Here is a 15,356-nt window from a genome sequence, read left to right as displayed (position 1 = left end):
GTCGTCGAGCGGGAAGGTGGCGGGCCGCTAGGCTGGGCCTCGCATATGACTGTTTTCGAAGACGAGTCCGGCCGGTCGCGGGGCACCCCCGCGACCGTCGGCACCTCCTGGCTCCGCTCGCCCCACCCCGCGGTGGTCGCCGACCGGCAGGGCGGTGTCGTGGAGTTCAACGAGGCCGCCGCCGACCTCTTCCCCCTGATCGGCGTCGGCTCCTGGCTGGACGAGGTCGTCCCCGGCTGGCTGGCCGACGCGCACCGCCGCCTGGCCCTCCCCCCGCGCCCCAGGTCCGAGGCGGCCCCCGCCCGGATGGGCGGCCCCGCCCTCCGGGGCAGCCACGAGGGCCGGCTCCTGCGGGCCCACCCCACCGAGTCCGGCCACGGCGACGTGGCCTGGTGGCTCGTCGACGACTCCGACCTCACCGCGGCCGAGGACGCCCTGAGGACCGAGCGGGAGCGCGCCGCGCTCCTGTCCGAGGCCTCCACGCAGCTGCTGGCCTCGCTCAACCCCGAGCGCTGCCTGGAGCGGGTGGCCCTGCTCGCCGCCACCCACCTCGCCGACGCGGCCCTCGTCATCTCCCCGCCCGCGAAGAATCGGTACGGCGTGGTGACCGCCGTGGGGGACCGGGTCACCGCGCGCCCGGTCCGCATGGACCCCGCGGCCGTTCCCGGCCTGGCCGAGGCCCTCCAGGGATTCCCCCGGGTGCCAGCCCGGTGGATGGACCCCGCCGACCTGCCGGACTGGGCCGTGCCCGAGGGCTTCGACGGCCCCCCGGGATCCGTCTCCATCACCTCGCTCCCCGGCCACGGCGTGCCCGCCGGCGCCCTCATCCTGCTGCGGCGCAGCGGCCGCTCGGCCTTCGACGCCTCCGAGGAACTCTTCGCCCGGCTCTTCGCCGCCCGCGCCGGCGCCGCCCTCTCGGCGGCACGCATGTACGCGGAGCAGGCGAGCATCACCCGCGCGCTGATCGCCGAACTCCTCCCCCCGCAGCTCCACCACGTCCACGGGGTCGACTTCGCCGGCGGATACCGCACCTCCCAGGACACCGAGCGGATCGGCGGCGACTTCTACGACGTCCACCCCGGCGCCGACGCCGAGCAGGAATCGCTGGCCGTGCTGGGCGACGTGTGCGGCAAGGGACTCGACGCCGCCGTGCTCACCGGCAGGATCCGCAGCACCCTCCACGCGCTGCTGCCCCTCGCCGGGGACCACCAGAACGTCCTGAAGCTGCTCAACGGCGCCCTGCTGACCGCCCGGCACACCCGCTTCGCCACCCTGGTCCTGGCCTCGGTGCGGCGCTCGGGAGGACGGGTCCGGATCCGGCTGACCAGCGCGGGCCATCCCGGACCGCTCATCCTGCGCGGCACGGGCGAGGTCGAGGACGTGGACACGAGCGGAACCCTCGTGGGCGTGCTCCCCGACGTCAACTCCCGGTCCGCGACGGTGCACCTGGCACCGGGGGAGACGTGCCTGCTCTACACGGACGGGATCACCGAGGCCCGCGGCGGCCCCCTCGGATCGACCATGTTCGGCGAGCGGCGCCTCCGGACCGCGCTGGCCGAGTGCGTCGGACTGTCGGCCGAGGCCGTCGTCGAGCGGATCCAGATGCTCGCCGGGAACTGGGTCGGCGGCGGGCCGCACGACGACATGGCGGTCGTGGCGATCACCGCGCCGCACACCACCCATCTGACCGCGGTCAACGGTCACACCCGGGGCAGGTACACCGCATGACGACAGAGACCGTGATCGCGCCGCCGGACCTCGCCGACGTCCGGGAACGCCTGTGGGCGGCCCTCGGTGCCAGGGACGAGAGGGCCGCCGCCGACGCCGTCTTCGCCGCGTACGACGCCGGTACGCCCCTGGAGGACGTCCTGCTCGACGTCATCGGCCCCGTACAGGCCCGGGTCGGCGGCGAATGGGCCGCCGGCCGGATGACCGTGGCCCAGGAGCACGCGGTGACGGCGATCCAGGACCGCGTCATCTCCGCCCTCGCCCACCGGACCCCGCCCGGCCTCCCCGCCGGCCGGGACGACCCGGGCGCCTTCCGCCGGCACGTCACCGTCGCCTGCGTCGACGGCGAATGGCACGCCCTCCCCGCCCGTCTCCTCGCCGAGGTGCTGCGCGCCCGCGGCTTCGCCGTCGACTACCTCGGGGCGCACGTCCCCACCCCGCACCTGATCGCCCACGTGCACCAGAGCGGCACGGACGTGGTCGCGCTCTCCTCGTCCCTGCCCGTCCGCCTGCCGACGGCCCACGCGGCCGTCACCGCCGTCCAGGCCGTGGGGATCCCCGTGGTCGTCGGCGGAGCGGCCTTCGGCCCCGACGGCCGGTACGCCCGGCTTTTCGGCGCCGACGGGTGGGCCTCCGACGCCCGGGCCGCGGCGACCCTCCTCGTCGACGGTCTCGGACCGCCGGGAGAGGCCCTGGCCGACCCGGACCACCACCTGCCGCACCTCCTCGACCAGGAGTACACCCTCGTCTCCCGGGCCCGGATCCAGCTCACCCGCGACGTCCTCGAAGGCCTCGAGGCCAAGGTCCCGGCCATGGCCGCCTACAGCGACGAGCAGCGGGAGCGGACGGCCGAGGACATCGCGCACATCATCGACTTCCTCGCCGCGTCCCTCTACGTCGACGACCCGGAGCTGTTCACCGGATTCCTCACCTGGACCGCGGGAGTGCTCGCGGCCCGCGGTGTCCCGGGCAGCGCCCTCCTCGGCGCGCTCGACCTCCTCGCCGACGCCCAGCACGACTTCCCCCGCGCGCAGGCCCACCTCACGGCCGGCCGCCGCGCTCTGACCCGCGTACCCGCTCAGGCCCCAGGACTCCACGCATGACCGCATTCCCCGACACCGACTTCGAGCTGGAGGCCACCACCGGTGAGGACGGCGCCCTGCGCGTGCGACTCTCCGGCGACCTCACCTGGGACACCACCGACGAGTTGCTGACCGCGGTCCGCGCGCACCTCGCCTCGGCCTCCGTCCCCGGCGACGTCCATCTCGACTGCGCCCGCATGACCCTGTGCGACTCGATGGGGCTCTCCACGTTCCTCGCTCTGCACCGGGACACCATGGCGGCGGGGGTGCGGCTGTCCCTGGAGCGCAGACCGGCCCACCTCGACCGCATGCTCGTGCTCACCGGCACGTACGAGCACCTGACGGGCCTGTCCGAGGCGCGCGCCGGGGACGGTGACGCCCCGGGCGGCGAGGCCGAGAACCCGCAGCGGCCGAGCCCCTGACGGACCCTCGTCCGCACGCCGGAGCCGTCCGGCGGGGAGGCCCGCCCGGCGTCGTCAGGCGGTGCGGCCGGGCGCCGGCGGGTGGAAGCAGGCGGTGACGTCCTTGCCCCGGGGGCAGGGGCGGGTCTGCCACTCGTCGGCGAGGGCGTCGATCAGGAGCATCCCCCGCCCGCCGAGGGCGTCGTCGTCCGCCGCCCGCTGCTCGGGCACGTGGGACGACGCGTCGTGCACGGTCACGTGGAGGCACTTCTCGTCCCACGTCAGGATGAGCTGCGCGTCGCTGTGGGCGTGGACATGGGCGTTGGTCACCAGCTCGGAGACGGCCAGGACCACGGAGTCCAGCAGGTCCGGGGACGTACGGTCCCAGCCCAGTGTCTCCAGGTGCTCGCGCGTCCAGTCCCGGGCCTCCTTCACCCCACTGCTGATGGGCAGCGTCCGGGCCCATCCGACCGCTCTCATCGACGGATCCTGCACCATGACTCTCTCTCCTCCGATCGGCCGTCCGGCAGGTCCCGTCTGCCCTGCCGTCGTGCGGGGAACCCGGAGGCCGGTCATCCGCCACGGCCGGAGAGGGTCCGCCCTCCGGAAGGTCCGGCGAGGGGGAGACCGAGAAACCCGGATGTCATATCGGGCCGAAACCGGACGAGAGGGGATGTTTCAACAGGGTGCAGCGTGACCTTACGTGATGCCCCGTCACACCGGGCTACATTCGGGTTCCGGGCGAACTTCCTGGAAAATATGTGTGCATGGACCCGCGTCGACCGGGTAGGCGGCAGCCATCGGGCCACCCAGCAGGGGCACGGGATGAACACGAAAGGGGAATGGTGTGACGGTCACCACGATGTCGGCCACGGGTGTTGAGGTCGGGGCGGAGACTCTTCCGGCGGTACCGGACCCCATGGCGGTCGCTCCCAAGGACGCCCGCGCCCTGTCGAAGATCTTCTTCCGCCAGCTCACGGTGCTCGAGGAGGGGACGCACGAGTACCAGTACGCGCGGAACACCCTCATCGAGATGAACATGACCCTGGTCCGCTACGCCGCCGGCCGGTTCCGTCACCGTGCCGACGAGATGGAGGACATCGTCCAGGTCGGCATGATCGGCCTGATCAAGGCGATCGACCGCTTCGAGCTGTCCCGCGAGGTCGAGTTCACCACCTTCGCCGTCCCCTACATCGTGGGTGAGATCAAGCGCTTCTTCCGCGACACCTCCTGGGCGGTCCACGTCCCCCGCCGCCTCCAGGAGGCCCGGGTCGAGCTGGCCAAGGCCACCGAGGAGCTGAGCACCCGGCTGGGCCGGATGCCCACGGTCAAGGAACTGGCCGAGCTCATGAGCCTCACGGAGGAGGAGGTCACCGAGGCGCGCCTCGCCTCCAACGGCTACAACTCCTCCTCCCTCGACGCGGCGCTGAGCGGCGAGGACGAGGCGGGCGACGCCTCCCTCGCCGACTACATCGGCAGCGAGGACCCGGCCATGGAGCTGGTGGAGGACTTCCACGCCCTCGCCCCGCTGCTCGCCGACCTCGACCCGCGGGACCGGCAGATCATCCACCTGCGCTTCGTCGAGGAACTCACCCAGTCGCAGATCGGTGAGCGGCTCGGCTGCTCGCAGATGCACGTCTCGCGCCTCCTCTCGCGCACCCTGAACCGCCTGCGGGAGGGCATGCTCGCCGGCAACGCCTGAGCCCCGGCAGCGAACACCACGGCCCGGCCGGAGGCGACGACCACCGGCCGCCCGATCCGCCACGGCCCCGACCGGCACCGCCGGGCGGGGCCGAACGGCGTTCGCCCCCGCCCGGGCGCCACGGAGTCACCGCCCCCGGCCCGGCTCCCGACAGCCTCGCTCAGAGCGCGGCCTGGACCGCGTACAGACCGCCGAGCGCGACGGCGAGCGTGCCCAGCAGCAGGCGCAGGGCCCGCTCCGGGAGCCGGGGCTGGAGGCGGGCGCCGAGGTAGCCGCCGACGAGTCCGCCCGCGCCGCACGCCAGACCGAGCCACCAGTCCGGCGCGACCGCTCCCGACTCGGCGACGGAGAGCAGCGCGTACGCGGCGGCGCCCACCACCGAGGTGGTGAACGTCGTCGCCAGCGCCGCCGGGGCGACCTGCGCCATCGGCATGCCGCGGGCCGCCAGGACGGGGCCCAGGAGCGAGCCGCCGCCGATCCCGTAGACCCCGCCGACCACCCCCACCCCCAGCGCGAGCCCGCCCAGGGCGGCCGGGGACGGCTCGGCCCGGCCGTGGACCGCCGCGCCGGCCGGCGCGGAGAGCGTGCGGAGGCACAACCACAGGCCCAGCGGCAGCAGCAGACAGGCGATCAGCAGCCGGAAGACACCCGGCCCGGGCAGGGCGTACACGCGGATCACCGCCCCCGCGACGACGCCCGGCAGGGTCCCGGCGACCAGCCGGCGGGCCAGTCGCCCCCGCAGCGCCCCGTCCCGGCGGTACCGCCACAGGGCGCCCGGCCCGGACACCACGTTGAACAGCAGGTTGGTCGGCGTGACCGCAGGGTTCGGCACCCCGAAGACGCTCAGGTGGACGGGGAGCAGGAACACCGCCCCGGAGACCCCGGCGGGCGTCGTGACGACCGCGACCAGCAGCCCGGCGACCAGCCCCGCCACCACCGTCCACTCCACGCGACTCCCCGCCCCTCCCCGGCCCGAGGGAAGTATGGATCACCCGCGGCGACCGGACCGGGGCCAGCAACACGCTGTTCACAGAAGGCCGCCGGGAAGCGGCCCTTCCCGGGAAGCGGACCCCGGCGGATCAGACGGCCGTCCCGACCTCCCGGGGGATCCGCAGCGGGGCGGCCGTGGCGGCGACGACCTCGTCGACGGTGACGCCGGGGGCGAGCTCGGCCAGTACGAACCCGTCGGCGGCGACGTCCACGACGGCGAGGTCCGTGATGACGCGCTGCACCACGCCCCGGCCGGTCAGGGGCAGGGTGCAGGCGTCGACGAGCTTGGGGGTGCCGTCCTTGGCGGTGTGCTCCATGAGGACGACGACCCGCCCGGCGCCGTGGACGAGGTCCATGGCGCCGCCCATGCCCTTCACCATCCTGCCGGGGATCGTCCAGTTGGCGAGGTCGCCGCCCGCGGAGACCTGCATGGCCCCGAGGACCGCCGCGTCGATGTGGCCGCCGCGGATCATCCCGAAGGAGAGCGCGGAGTCGAAGAAGGAGGCGCCCGGCAGGGCCGTCACGGTCTCCTTGCCGGCGTTGACGAGGTCGGCGTCGAGTTCGTCCTCGGTGGGGTACGGGCCCACGCCGAGGATGCCGTTCTCCGACTGGAGCACCACCTCGACGCCGGGCGGCAGGTGGTTGGGGATGAGCGTCGGGAGTCCGATGCCGAGGTTGACGTAGCTGCCGTCGGCCAGCTCCAGGGCGGCGCGGGCCGCCATCTGCTCGCGGGTGAGGGCCATCAGACGGCGCCTTCCTGTCGTACGGTCCGGCGCTCGACACGCCGCTCGGCCGCGGGGTCCCCGGGCACGACCCGGACCACGCGCTGGACGAAGACACCGGGGAGGTGGACCTCGTCGGGGTCGAGCTCGCCCGGTTCGACGAGGTGGTCGACCTCGGCGACGGTGACGCGCCCGGCCATGGCGGCCAGCGGGTTGAAGTTGCGGGCCGAGGAGCGGAAGACCAGATTGCCGTGCCGGTCGCCGACGGTCGCCCGGACCAGGGCGAAGTCCGTGGTGATGGCCTCTTCGAGCAGGTGCGGGCGGCCGTCGAAGTCCCGGGTCTCCTTGGGCGGCGAGGCCACGGCCACCGAGCCGTCGGCGGCGTACCGCCACGGCAGCCCGCCCTCGCCGACCTGCGTGCCCGTGCCGGCGGGGGTGTAGAAGGCCGGGATGCCGGCGCCGCCGGCCCGCAGCCGTTCCGCCAGCGTGCCCTGCGGGACGAGCTCGACCTCCAGCTCCCCGCTGAGGTACTGCCGGGCGAACTCCTTGTTCTCACCCACGTACGAGCTGGTCATCCGGGCGATCCGCCCGGCGGCCAGCAGGAGTCCGAGGCCCCAGTCGTCCACCCCGCAGTTGTTCGAGACGACCCGGAGACCACCCGTACCGCGCTGCCACAGCGCGTCGATCAGCGTCTCCGGGATCCCGCACAGGCCGAAGCCCCCCACGGCGAGCGAGGCGTCCTCGGGGATGTCGGCCACCGCCTCCGCCGCGCTCGCGACCGTCTTGTCCAGACCCATGAGGATCCCTTCCCTCGGGCAGCCGGATGACCTGCCGGTCAGAGCCGGTGCCGGTACCAGCGACGAGCACGGAGCCTAGGCAGCGGGCACCGGGCGCAACCATGGCCGCCGCCCACACACCACCCCCCTCCGATGTGGCGGCGACCGCTGCCCCGGCCGTCGCCGGAGGACGGATCGGACGGCGCGCTCCGGCGCCGCCCGGCGGCGAGCGGGCCGTGGCGGCCCGCGGCCTCCGGCCGTTCGGCGGATGGTGCCGGCCCCCACCGGCGGGTCGCCGATGGTGGGCCGCACAGCCATGTCTGGTGGCCGGCCGGCCGCATAGCCTCCCGCGAGACCCCTTCCACCGGCCCGGAGGCACACCGATGCGCCGTCCCCCCTTCCGCTCCTCGCCCGTGCTCCCGCGGAGGAGCGCACCCGCGGCACTCGCCCTCGCCGCACTCGCCCTCACCACCGTCCCCGCGACGGCGTCACCGCCCGCCGCGGGCGGCCACTGCGCCCGGTCGGCCGCCCTGCGGGTGCCGGGCGCCGCGCACCAGCAGACCGCCTGCCTCGACGAACTGACCACGGCCGGCACCGTCGCCTCCGGCCACACCGACCCGGCGGACTGGGCGGGTCTCACCCCGAAGGACCTCGCCGTGCCCCGCGGAGTGCCGGGGATCCAGATCGACGGCTACTTCCCCGACAGCTCCACCACCAACACCAACCACGGCTGGCAGCACGACTCCCAGTTCGTCCTCCGCCTCCCCGACCGGTGGAACGGCGGCCTGGTCGTCGCCGGAACCCCGGGCAACCGCGAGCAGTACGCCAACGACCGGGCCATCGCCGACTGGGTCCTCGCCCGCGGCTACGCGTACGCCGCCACCGACAAGGGGAACACCGGGACCGCCTTCCACCGTGACGGAGACGCGCCCGGCGAGGCCGTCGCCGAGTGGAACGACCGCGTCACCCAGCTCACCCGGGCCGCCCGCGCCACGATCGCCCAGCGCTACCACCGTCCCCCGGCCCGCACCCTGGTCACCGGCATCTCCAACGGGGGCTACCTGGTGCGGTGGCAGCTGGAGAACCACCCCGAGCTCTACGACGGCGGGGTCGACTGGGAGGGCACGCTCTGGCGCGCCGACGGGCCCACCCTGCTGGACTTCCTGCCCCCGGCCCTGCGCGCCTACCCCGTGTACGCCGCCGGCGGCGCGGGCGCGGAGGAGGCGCGCCGGAAGATGCACGCCGCGGGCTTCCCCGCCGGTTCGGAGTTCCTGTGGCCGTACCATCACCAGGTGTACTGGGACCTGACCCAGCGCGTCTACCGCGAGGAACTCGACCCGGACTACGACGGGGCGACCGAGGCGGGCACCCCGTACTGCGCGACGGGCACGCCCGGCTGCGACGCGGACTACGACTACACGACCCGCCCCGCGGAGGTCCGGCGGGCCGTGCAGCGGATCGCCCTGACCGGACGGATCGGCAAGCCGCTGATGACGCTGCACGGCACCCTGGACACCCTGCTGCCCATCGGCCGGGACTCCGACGTCTACGCGCGGATGGTGCGCGAGGCGGGCCGCGGCGGACTGCACCGCTACTACCGGATCGAGGGCGGCACCCACGCCGACTCCCTCGTCGACGCCTTCCCCGGCCGGCTCAGGCCGCTCACACCGTGCCACCGCACCGCGTTCACGGCCCTGGAGGACTGGCTCGGGAAGGGGCACCGGCCGCCCGTGTCGGGCACCGTCGCCCTGCCCGCCGACCGGGACCCGGTGAGCCTGGCCGCCAACTGCTCCCTGACGGCGGGGAAGGCCGTGCGCGAGCGCTCCTGACCGCCGCGGCCGCCGGCCCGCCCCCGCCCGCTCGGCCTGCGCGTGCCCCGCCGTCCGCCCGTCCCGCCCCCGGCACGCCCGCACGTCGTCCTCCTATGGTGGATGCCCCCATGGAACGTCTCCTCTTTATGGCGGTGACACCCATGGGGGAAGCCCCGCCGTCTCCCTACTGTTTCCGGCCATGACGAACACATCTCCCACCCCGGACGGCCCGGTGTCGCCCGCGGCCGGCACCGAACTGGGCGGACGCGCCGCACTGGTGACGGGCGGCGGCAGCGGCATCGGCCGGGCCTGCGTCCTCGCGCTGGCGCGGGCCGGGGCCCTCGTCCACGTGGTGGACCGGGACGCGGACGCGGCCGCGGCGGTCGCCGAGTCCGCCGGCGGCCGCGCGCAGGTGGCCGACCTCGCGGACCCGGACGCGATCGCGCTCCTGCCCACCGAGATCGACATCCTCGTCAACAACGCGGGCCTGCAGCACGTCGCCCCGCTCACGGAGTTCCCGCCGGAGCGGTTCGAACTCATCCAGAAGGTCATGGTCACCGCCCCCTTCCTGCTCATGCGCAGGACCCTGCCGCACATGTACGAGCGGGGCTGGGGCCGCGTCGTCAACGTCTCCAGCGTCCACGGACTGCGGGCGAGCGCCTTCAAGTCCGCCTACGTCACCGCCAAGCACGCCCTGGAGGGCCTGAGCAAGGTCGCCGCCATCGAGGGCGCCCCGTACGGCGTCACCAGCAACTGCGTCAACCCCGGATACGTCCGCACCCCGCTCGTCGAGGGACAGATCCGCGACCAGGCCGCGGCCCACGGCATCAGCGAGGACGACGTCCTGTCCGACGTGATGCTGGCCCGCTCCCCGGTCAAACGGCTCCTGGAGGCCGACGAGGTCGCCGCCGCCGTGCTGTGGCTGTGCGGTCCCCACTCCGGCTACCTGACCGGAGCCTCGCTCCCGCTCGACGGCGGCTGGACCGCGGGCTGAGCCGGCCCCCGCCCACCGCACCCCCTCGCGCCCCACCCTTCACGCCCCACCCCGTCCCCGTCCGTTCGCGAAACCGGTGAACCCATGTCTGACACCAGCACCCAGCCGAGAAGCGGCATCGGCCGCATCGTCGGAGCCAGCCTGATCGGCACCACCATCGAGTGGTACGACTTCTTCCTGTACGGCTCCGCCGCCGCGCTCGTCTTCAACACCCTGTTCTTCCCCAGCGCGGACCCCCTGGTGGGCACGCTCATCGCCTTCATCACGTACGCCATCGGGTTCGCCGCCCGCCCGCTCGGCGGCATCGTCTTCGGCCACTTCGGGGACAAGATCGGACGCAAGAAGCTCCTGGTGCTGAGCCTCCTCCTGATGGGCGGCGCCACCTTCGCGATGGGCCTGCTGCCCACGTACGCCACCATCGGCGTCTGGGCTCCGATCCTGCTCACCGTGCTGCGGCTGGTGCAGGGCTTCGCCCTCGGCGGCGAGTGGGGCGGGGCGGTCCTCATCGTCTCCGAGCACGGCGGCGCCGAGCACCGCGGCTTCTGGGCCTCCTGGCCCCAGGCCGGCGCCCCGGGCGGCAACCTGCTGGCCACCGGTGTCCTGGCGCTGCTCGCCGCCGTCCAGTCGGAGGCCGACTTCCAGGCCTGGGGCTGGCGGATCCCGTTCCTGCTGTCCGGACTCCTCGTGCTGATCGGCCTGTGGATCCGCGTCTCGGTCTCCGAGTCCCCGGTCTTCCTGGAGGCCCAGGCGAAGGCCGAGGCGGCCGCCGCCGCGGGCGCCAAGGAGGAGGCCCCGGTCGTCGAGGTGTTCAGGCGCAGCTGGCGCGAGGTCCTGTCCGCCATCGGCACCCGCTTCGGCGAGAACATCTCCTACTACATCCTCACCTCCTTCCTCCTCGTCTACGTCACGGTCCACCTGGAACTCCCGAAGAGCACCGCGCTGAACGCCGTCCTCATCGGCTCGGCCGTCCACTTCGTCACCATCCCGATGTGGGGCGCGCTCTCCGACCGCGTCGGCCGACGCCCGGTCACCCTGATCGGCTCCGCGGGCATGGCGGTCTGGGCGTTCGTCTTCTTCGGCCTCGTCGACTCGAAGTCGTTCGTGGTGATCACCCTCGCCGTCACCGCCGGCCTGCTGCTGCACGGCGCGATGTACGGGCCGCAGGCCGCGTTCATCTCCGAGATGTTCGACACCAAGGTCCGCTACTCCGGCGCCTCGATGGGCTCCCAGCTCGCCTCCATCCTCGCCGGCGCCCTCGCGCCGATCATCGCCGTGGAACTCCTCAAGGACTACGGCAGCTCCACCCCGATCAGCGTCTACCTCTGCGCGGCGGCCGTGATCACCACCATCACCGTGGCCGTCACCCGGGAGACCCTCGGCCGCGACCTCCGCCGCGGCCGGGACGAGGAGACGGCCGCACAGCCCCCGGTCCCCGCGGGCGACCGCGTCTAGCACCCGTCCCGCGCCCGGAGCGGCCCGGACCGCGGCCGTCACCTCCCTGACGGCCGCGGTCCGGGCCCGTCACCGCGTCACCCCCCGTCCGCACCACCGCCAGGAGGCCCCGTGGCCACCGGTCGCCGAGCCGATGCCCGCACGCCGTCGCCCACCGAGACGGCCGCGTGCCGCCTGCTCGACCTGCTCGCCGCCGACTCCCCGGCCGAGGACCTCGCCCTGGAACCCGCGCGCTCGCGGGCGGACGGGGCCGCGGCGCCGGAGGTCGCACGGATCGAGGAGGCCACCGAGGCCGCCCTGACCGTACGGCGGGTCCTCGACCAGTACCGGCGCCGGGAGGCGGAACTGGTCGCGCTCTTCGACACCGCCGGAGACCTGGCCCGGCTGCGCGACCTCGACGCCGTCCTGCGCGCCATCGTCCGCCGGGCCCGCACGCTGCTCGGCGCGGACGTCGCCTACCTGACCCTCAACGACCCCGTCGCGCAGGACACCTTCATGCGGGTCACCGAGGGTTCCGTGTCGGCGGCCTTCCAGCAGCTCCGCCTGGGGATGGGGGAGGGCCTGGGCGGTCTGGTCGCGCAGACCGCCCGCCCGTACGCCAGCACCGACTACCACGCCGACCGCCGCTACCGTCACACCGGCACCATCGACGACGGCGTGTCCGAGGAGGGGCTGCGCGGCATCCTCGGCGTGCCGCTGCGCCTCGGCGCGGAGGTCATCGGCGTCCTCTTCGCGGCCGACCGCAGCCCCCGCGAGTTCACCCCCGACGCCATCGCCCTCCTCGGGTCGCTCGCCGACCACGCGGCCGTCGCCATCGACAGCGCCCGCCGACTGGGGGAGACCCGTACCGCGCTCGCCCGCCTCGAATCGGCCACCGCACGGGCCCACGCCCACGGCGAAGCCCTCCACCAGGCGTCCGACGCCCACGACCGGCTGTCCAAGCTGGTGCTGCGCGGCGCCGGCAGCGACGAGGTCGCGGCCGAGATCGCGGCCCTCCTCGGCGGCGGGGTCGCCCTCCACGACACCGACGGAAGCGAACTGGCCCGCGTCGGCACCGACCCGGTCGCCCCCTCGCCCGCGGACCTCGACGCCTCGCGCACCGGGGGCCGGGCCGTCCGCTCGGACGGAGTCTGGACCTGCGCCGTCCTCGCCGGTGCCGAACCCCTGGGAAGCATCGTCCTGACCGGCCGGGCGGACCTGCCCGAGGCGGACCGGCGCCTGTTCGAACGCGCGGCGCTCGTCACCGCCATGCTCCTGCTGATCCGCCGCTCCGTCGCCGAGACGGAGGACCGGGTACGCGGCGAACTCCTCGACGACCTCCTCGCCGGCCCGGGGTCCGTGGCCCACCGGGACGACGGCAGCCTCACCCTGCGCGCCCGCCGCCTCGGGCTCGACCTGGCCCGCCCCCACGCCGTCGCCGTCCTCGACTGCGCGCCCGCCCTGCGGACCCGGCTCGCCGCCGAGAACGCCCGCACGGCCCGCCGCCTCGGCGGCCTGGCCGGGACCCGGCACGGCGCCGCGGTCCTCCTCGTCCCCTGCGACGAGCCCGGCACCCTCGCCCGCGGTCTCGCCGCCGACCTCGGCCGGACCGTCGGCGCCCCGGTCACCGTGGGCGCCGCCGGCCCCGGCACCGCCCCCGCGCACCACGCGGCGCTGCACGCCGAGGCCGTGCGCTGCCTCACCGCGCTCCACTCCCTCGGCCGCACCGGCAGCGGGGCGGACGTCGCCGACCTCGGCTTCGTCGGCGTCCTCCTCGGCGACCGCGCGGACATCGGCCCGTACGTCGACCGCGTCCTCGGCCCCGTCCTCGCCTACGACGCCGAGCGCGGCACCGAGCTCGTGCGCACCCTGTCCGCGTACCACGAGCACGGGGCGAGCCTGTCCCGGGCCAAGGACGCCCTGCACGTCCACGTCAACACGGTCGTGCAGCGCCTCGACCGGGTCGCCCAACTCCTCGGCCCCGACTGGAACAGCCCCGACAGCGCCCTGGAGATCCACCTCGCCCTCCGGCTGCACCGGCTGTCCCACGGCTCTCCCGGCCACTGAACGCCCTGCCGGACACCGCGCCGGCCCCGTCCCGTTCCTATGGCAACGGGCCCCACACCGCGACCCGTTGAAGTGGTGGACCCGCCCGTGGGCCGCAGACGCCGCCGTTCCCCAGGATGTCGGCATCCCACCCCCGTCTGGAGAACCCGAATGAAGACGAAGATCAGGCAGTACCTCGCCGCGGCCCTGGCGGCCGTCGGCATCGCCGTCTCCACGGTCGCCGGCGCGACGGCGGCCGTACCCCCGCCGACCCCGGGCCCGCTCCAGCCCCACGCCATCGGCGCCACCTACGTCAGCGGGCTCTCGTCCGGCGGCTTCATGGCGAACCAGCTGCACGTCGCCTACTCCGAGGTCTTCCGGGGCGCGGGGATCTTCTCGGCCGGTCCGTACGACTGCGCCCAGAACAGCGTCAGCACGGCCCAGTACGCCTGCATGGAGACCTTCACCGCACGCAAGACCCCGGCGCAGCTGGAGCAGCTGACCCGCGACCGGGCGGCGGCCGGCACGGTCGACCCGGTCGCCAACCTGTCCGGCGACAAGGTCTGGCTGTTCCACGGCACCAACGACACCACCGTCAAGAAGGCCGTGAACGACGACCTCGCCACCTACTACCGGGACTTCGGCGCGGACGTCGTCTACGCCGACACCTCGTCCGCGGGCCACGCCTGGGTCAGCCCGCTGGGCCCCAACGCCTGCTCCTCCACCAGCTCGCCGTACGTCAACGACTGCGGCGGCGACCCCGTGCGGGACATGCTGACCCACCTGCTCGGCCCCGTGAACCCGGCGACCGCCGCCCTCGACGGCACGCTGGTCCGGTTCGACCAGAACGCCTACGCCCCCGGCGGCGACGCCGGCGCGATCAGCATGGGAGACGAGGGCTTCGCCTACGTCCCGAAGTCCTGCCGGAACGGCGCCACCTGCACCCTCATGGTCACCCTGCACGGCTGTCACCAGCACTTCGGCACGGTCGGCGACGCCCTCATGGACAAGGCCTACCTGAACGAGTACGCCGACACCAACCAGATGATCGTCCTGTACCCGCAGGCCACCACCATGACCGGCAACCCGCGCGGCTGCTGGGACTGGTGGGGGTACAAGTCGGCCGACTACGCCCAGAAGGCGGGTCCCCAGATGACGGCCGTGACGAACATGGCGAGGGCGCTCGGCGCGGGCGGCGGCACGACCCAGCCGTCCCTGCCCGCCCCGACCGGGCTGAGCGTCACCGCGACCACCGCGACCGGCGCCTCGCTGGCGTGGAACCCGGTCCCCGGCGCGACCTCCTACCACGTGTACCGCAACGGTGCCCGGGTCGACGGCGCGCCGGTCACGACCACCGCCTACACCGACACCGGACTGACGGCCGGCACGACCTACTCCTACGCCGTCGCGGCCGTCGACGCCGCCGGGACGCCCGGCGCCAGGAGCGGACCCGTCGTCGCCACCACGACGGGCTCCGGGGCGTGCGTGACCGCGAGCAACTACGCCCACACCCAGGCCGGGCGGGCCCACCAGTCCGGCGGCTACGCCTACGCCAACGGCTCCGAGCAGAAGCTCGGCCTGTGGAGCGTCGGCGTCTTCAGCACCCTCCGGGAGACCTCCCCGGGCCACTGGGTGATCTGCTGACCACCCGCGAGGCCGTCCGGAGCCCGGGC

The 15,356-nt window shown here is 74.4% G+C and carries 13 protein-coding genes; 9 read left to right on the top strand and 4 right to left on the bottom strand.

The window, feature by feature from the left end; all coding sequences use genetic code 11:
- Window positions 1-45 precede the first annotated feature (45 nt).
- From ACF09E_RS14995 to ACF09E_RS14985, 3 genes are read left to right on the top strand one after another with little or no spacing between them, the layout of a single operon-like run.
- The gene (locus tag ACF09E_RS14995) at window positions 46-1,728 is read left to right on the top strand and encodes a PP2C family protein-serine/threonine phosphatase (RefSeq protein WP_392205577.1); all 1,683 of its coding nucleotides are present in this window, start codon (window positions 46-48) and stop codon (window positions 1,726-1,728) included.
- Window positions 1,725-2,831 carry a B12-binding domain-containing protein gene (locus ACF09E_RS14990; protein ID WP_392205576.1) on the top strand — a complete coding sequence of 369 codons (1,107 nt, stop codon included), beginning with the start codon at window positions 1,725-1,727 and terminating at the stop codon, window positions 2,829-2,831. Before ACF09E_RS14995 ends, ACF09E_RS14990 begins: the two co-directional genes overlap by 4 nt.
- On the top strand, window positions 2,828-3,232 hold the full coding sequence (locus tag ACF09E_RS14985; RefSeq protein ID WP_392205575.1) for an STAS domain-containing protein: 405 nt from the start codon (window positions 2,828-2,830) through the stop codon (window positions 3,230-3,232). Before ACF09E_RS14990 ends, ACF09E_RS14985 begins: the two co-directional genes overlap by 4 nt.
- Before the next feature lie 54 nt (window positions 3,233-3,286).
- Here ACF09E_RS14985 and ACF09E_RS14980 read toward each other — a convergent pair whose 3' ends face one another.
- Entirely contained in the window at window positions 3,287-3,709 is a 423-nt protein-coding gene (locus tag ACF09E_RS14980) for an ATP-binding protein (protein WP_392205574.1), read from the bottom strand.
- Window positions 3,710-4,058: 349 nt separating this feature from the next.
- On the opposite strand from ACF09E_RS14980, the gene ACF09E_RS14975 reads away from it, so the two are divergent.
- On the top strand, window positions 4,059-4,913 hold the full coding sequence (locus ACF09E_RS14975; protein WP_392205573.1) for an RNA polymerase sigma factor SigF: 855 nt from the start codon (window positions 4,059-4,061) through the stop codon (window positions 4,911-4,913).
- Window positions 4,914-5,073: 160 nt separating this feature from the next.
- Here ACF09E_RS14975 and ACF09E_RS14970 read toward each other — a convergent pair whose 3' ends face one another.
- The 3 genes from ACF09E_RS14970 to ACF09E_RS14960 all read right to left on the bottom strand — a co-directional run bounded on the left by ACF09E_RS14970 (window position 5,074) and on the right by ACF09E_RS14960 (window position 7,422).
- Window positions 5,074-5,862, bottom strand: coding sequence for a sulfite exporter TauE/SafE family protein (locus tag ACF09E_RS14970; RefSeq protein WP_392205572.1), 789 nt, complete (start codon window positions 5,860-5,862; stop codon window positions 5,074-5,076).
- 130 nt (window positions 5,863-5,992) lie between these two features.
- Complete coding sequence (locus ACF09E_RS14965; protein WP_392205571.1) at window positions 5,993-6,646, bottom strand: CoA transferase subunit B; 654 nt, start codon at window positions 6,644-6,646, stop codon at window positions 5,993-5,995.
- A complete protein-coding gene (locus tag ACF09E_RS14960; RefSeq protein ID WP_392205570.1) occupies window positions 6,646-7,422 on the bottom strand; it encodes a CoA transferase subunit A in 777 nt (258 codons plus the stop codon). Before ACF09E_RS14960 ends, ACF09E_RS14965 begins: the two co-directional genes overlap by 1 nt.
- Before the next feature lie 362 nt (window positions 7,423-7,784).
- Between ACF09E_RS14960 and ACF09E_RS14955 the strand changes: the two genes are divergently transcribed.
- The 5 genes from ACF09E_RS14955 (at window position 7,785) to ACF09E_RS14935 (ending at window position 15,327) form a co-directional block, all read left to right on the top strand.
- The gene (locus ACF09E_RS14955; RefSeq protein WP_392205569.1) at window positions 7,785-9,230 is read left to right on the top strand and encodes a tannase/feruloyl esterase family alpha/beta hydrolase; all 1,446 of its coding nucleotides are present in this window, start codon (window positions 7,785-7,787) and stop codon (window positions 9,228-9,230) included.
- A gap of 181 nt (window positions 9,231-9,411) precedes the next feature.
- On the top strand, window positions 9,412-10,206 hold the full coding sequence (locus tag ACF09E_RS14950; protein WP_392205568.1) for a 3-hydroxybutyrate dehydrogenase: 795 nt from the start codon (window positions 9,412-9,414) through the stop codon (window positions 10,204-10,206).
- A gap of 84 nt (window positions 10,207-10,290) precedes the next feature.
- Window positions 10,291-11,658, top strand: a complete 1,368-nt coding sequence (locus ACF09E_RS14945) for an MFS transporter (RefSeq protein ID WP_392205567.1) — start codon at window positions 10,291-10,293, stop codon at window positions 11,656-11,658.
- Between the two features lie 111 nt (window positions 11,659-11,769).
- A complete protein-coding gene (locus ACF09E_RS14940; RefSeq protein ID WP_392205566.1) occupies window positions 11,770-13,704 on the top strand; it encodes a helix-turn-helix domain-containing protein in 1,935 nt (644 codons plus the stop codon).
- A gap of 150 nt (window positions 13,705-13,854) precedes the next feature.
- Complete coding sequence (locus ACF09E_RS14935; RefSeq protein ID WP_392205565.1) at window positions 13,855-15,327, top strand: fibronectin type III domain-containing protein; 1,473 nt, start codon at window positions 13,855-13,857, stop codon at window positions 15,325-15,327.
- Window positions 15,328-15,356 lie beyond the last annotated feature (29 nt).

It is taken from the genome of Streptomyces sp. NPDC014891, assembly GCF_043081085.1.
Classification (GTDB): domain Bacteria; phylum Actinomycetota; class Actinomycetes; order Streptomycetales; family Streptomycetaceae; genus Streptomyces.
The sequence above is the reverse complement of the archived record's forward strand: the minus strand, read 5'-3'. Positions and strand labels throughout refer to the sequence as shown.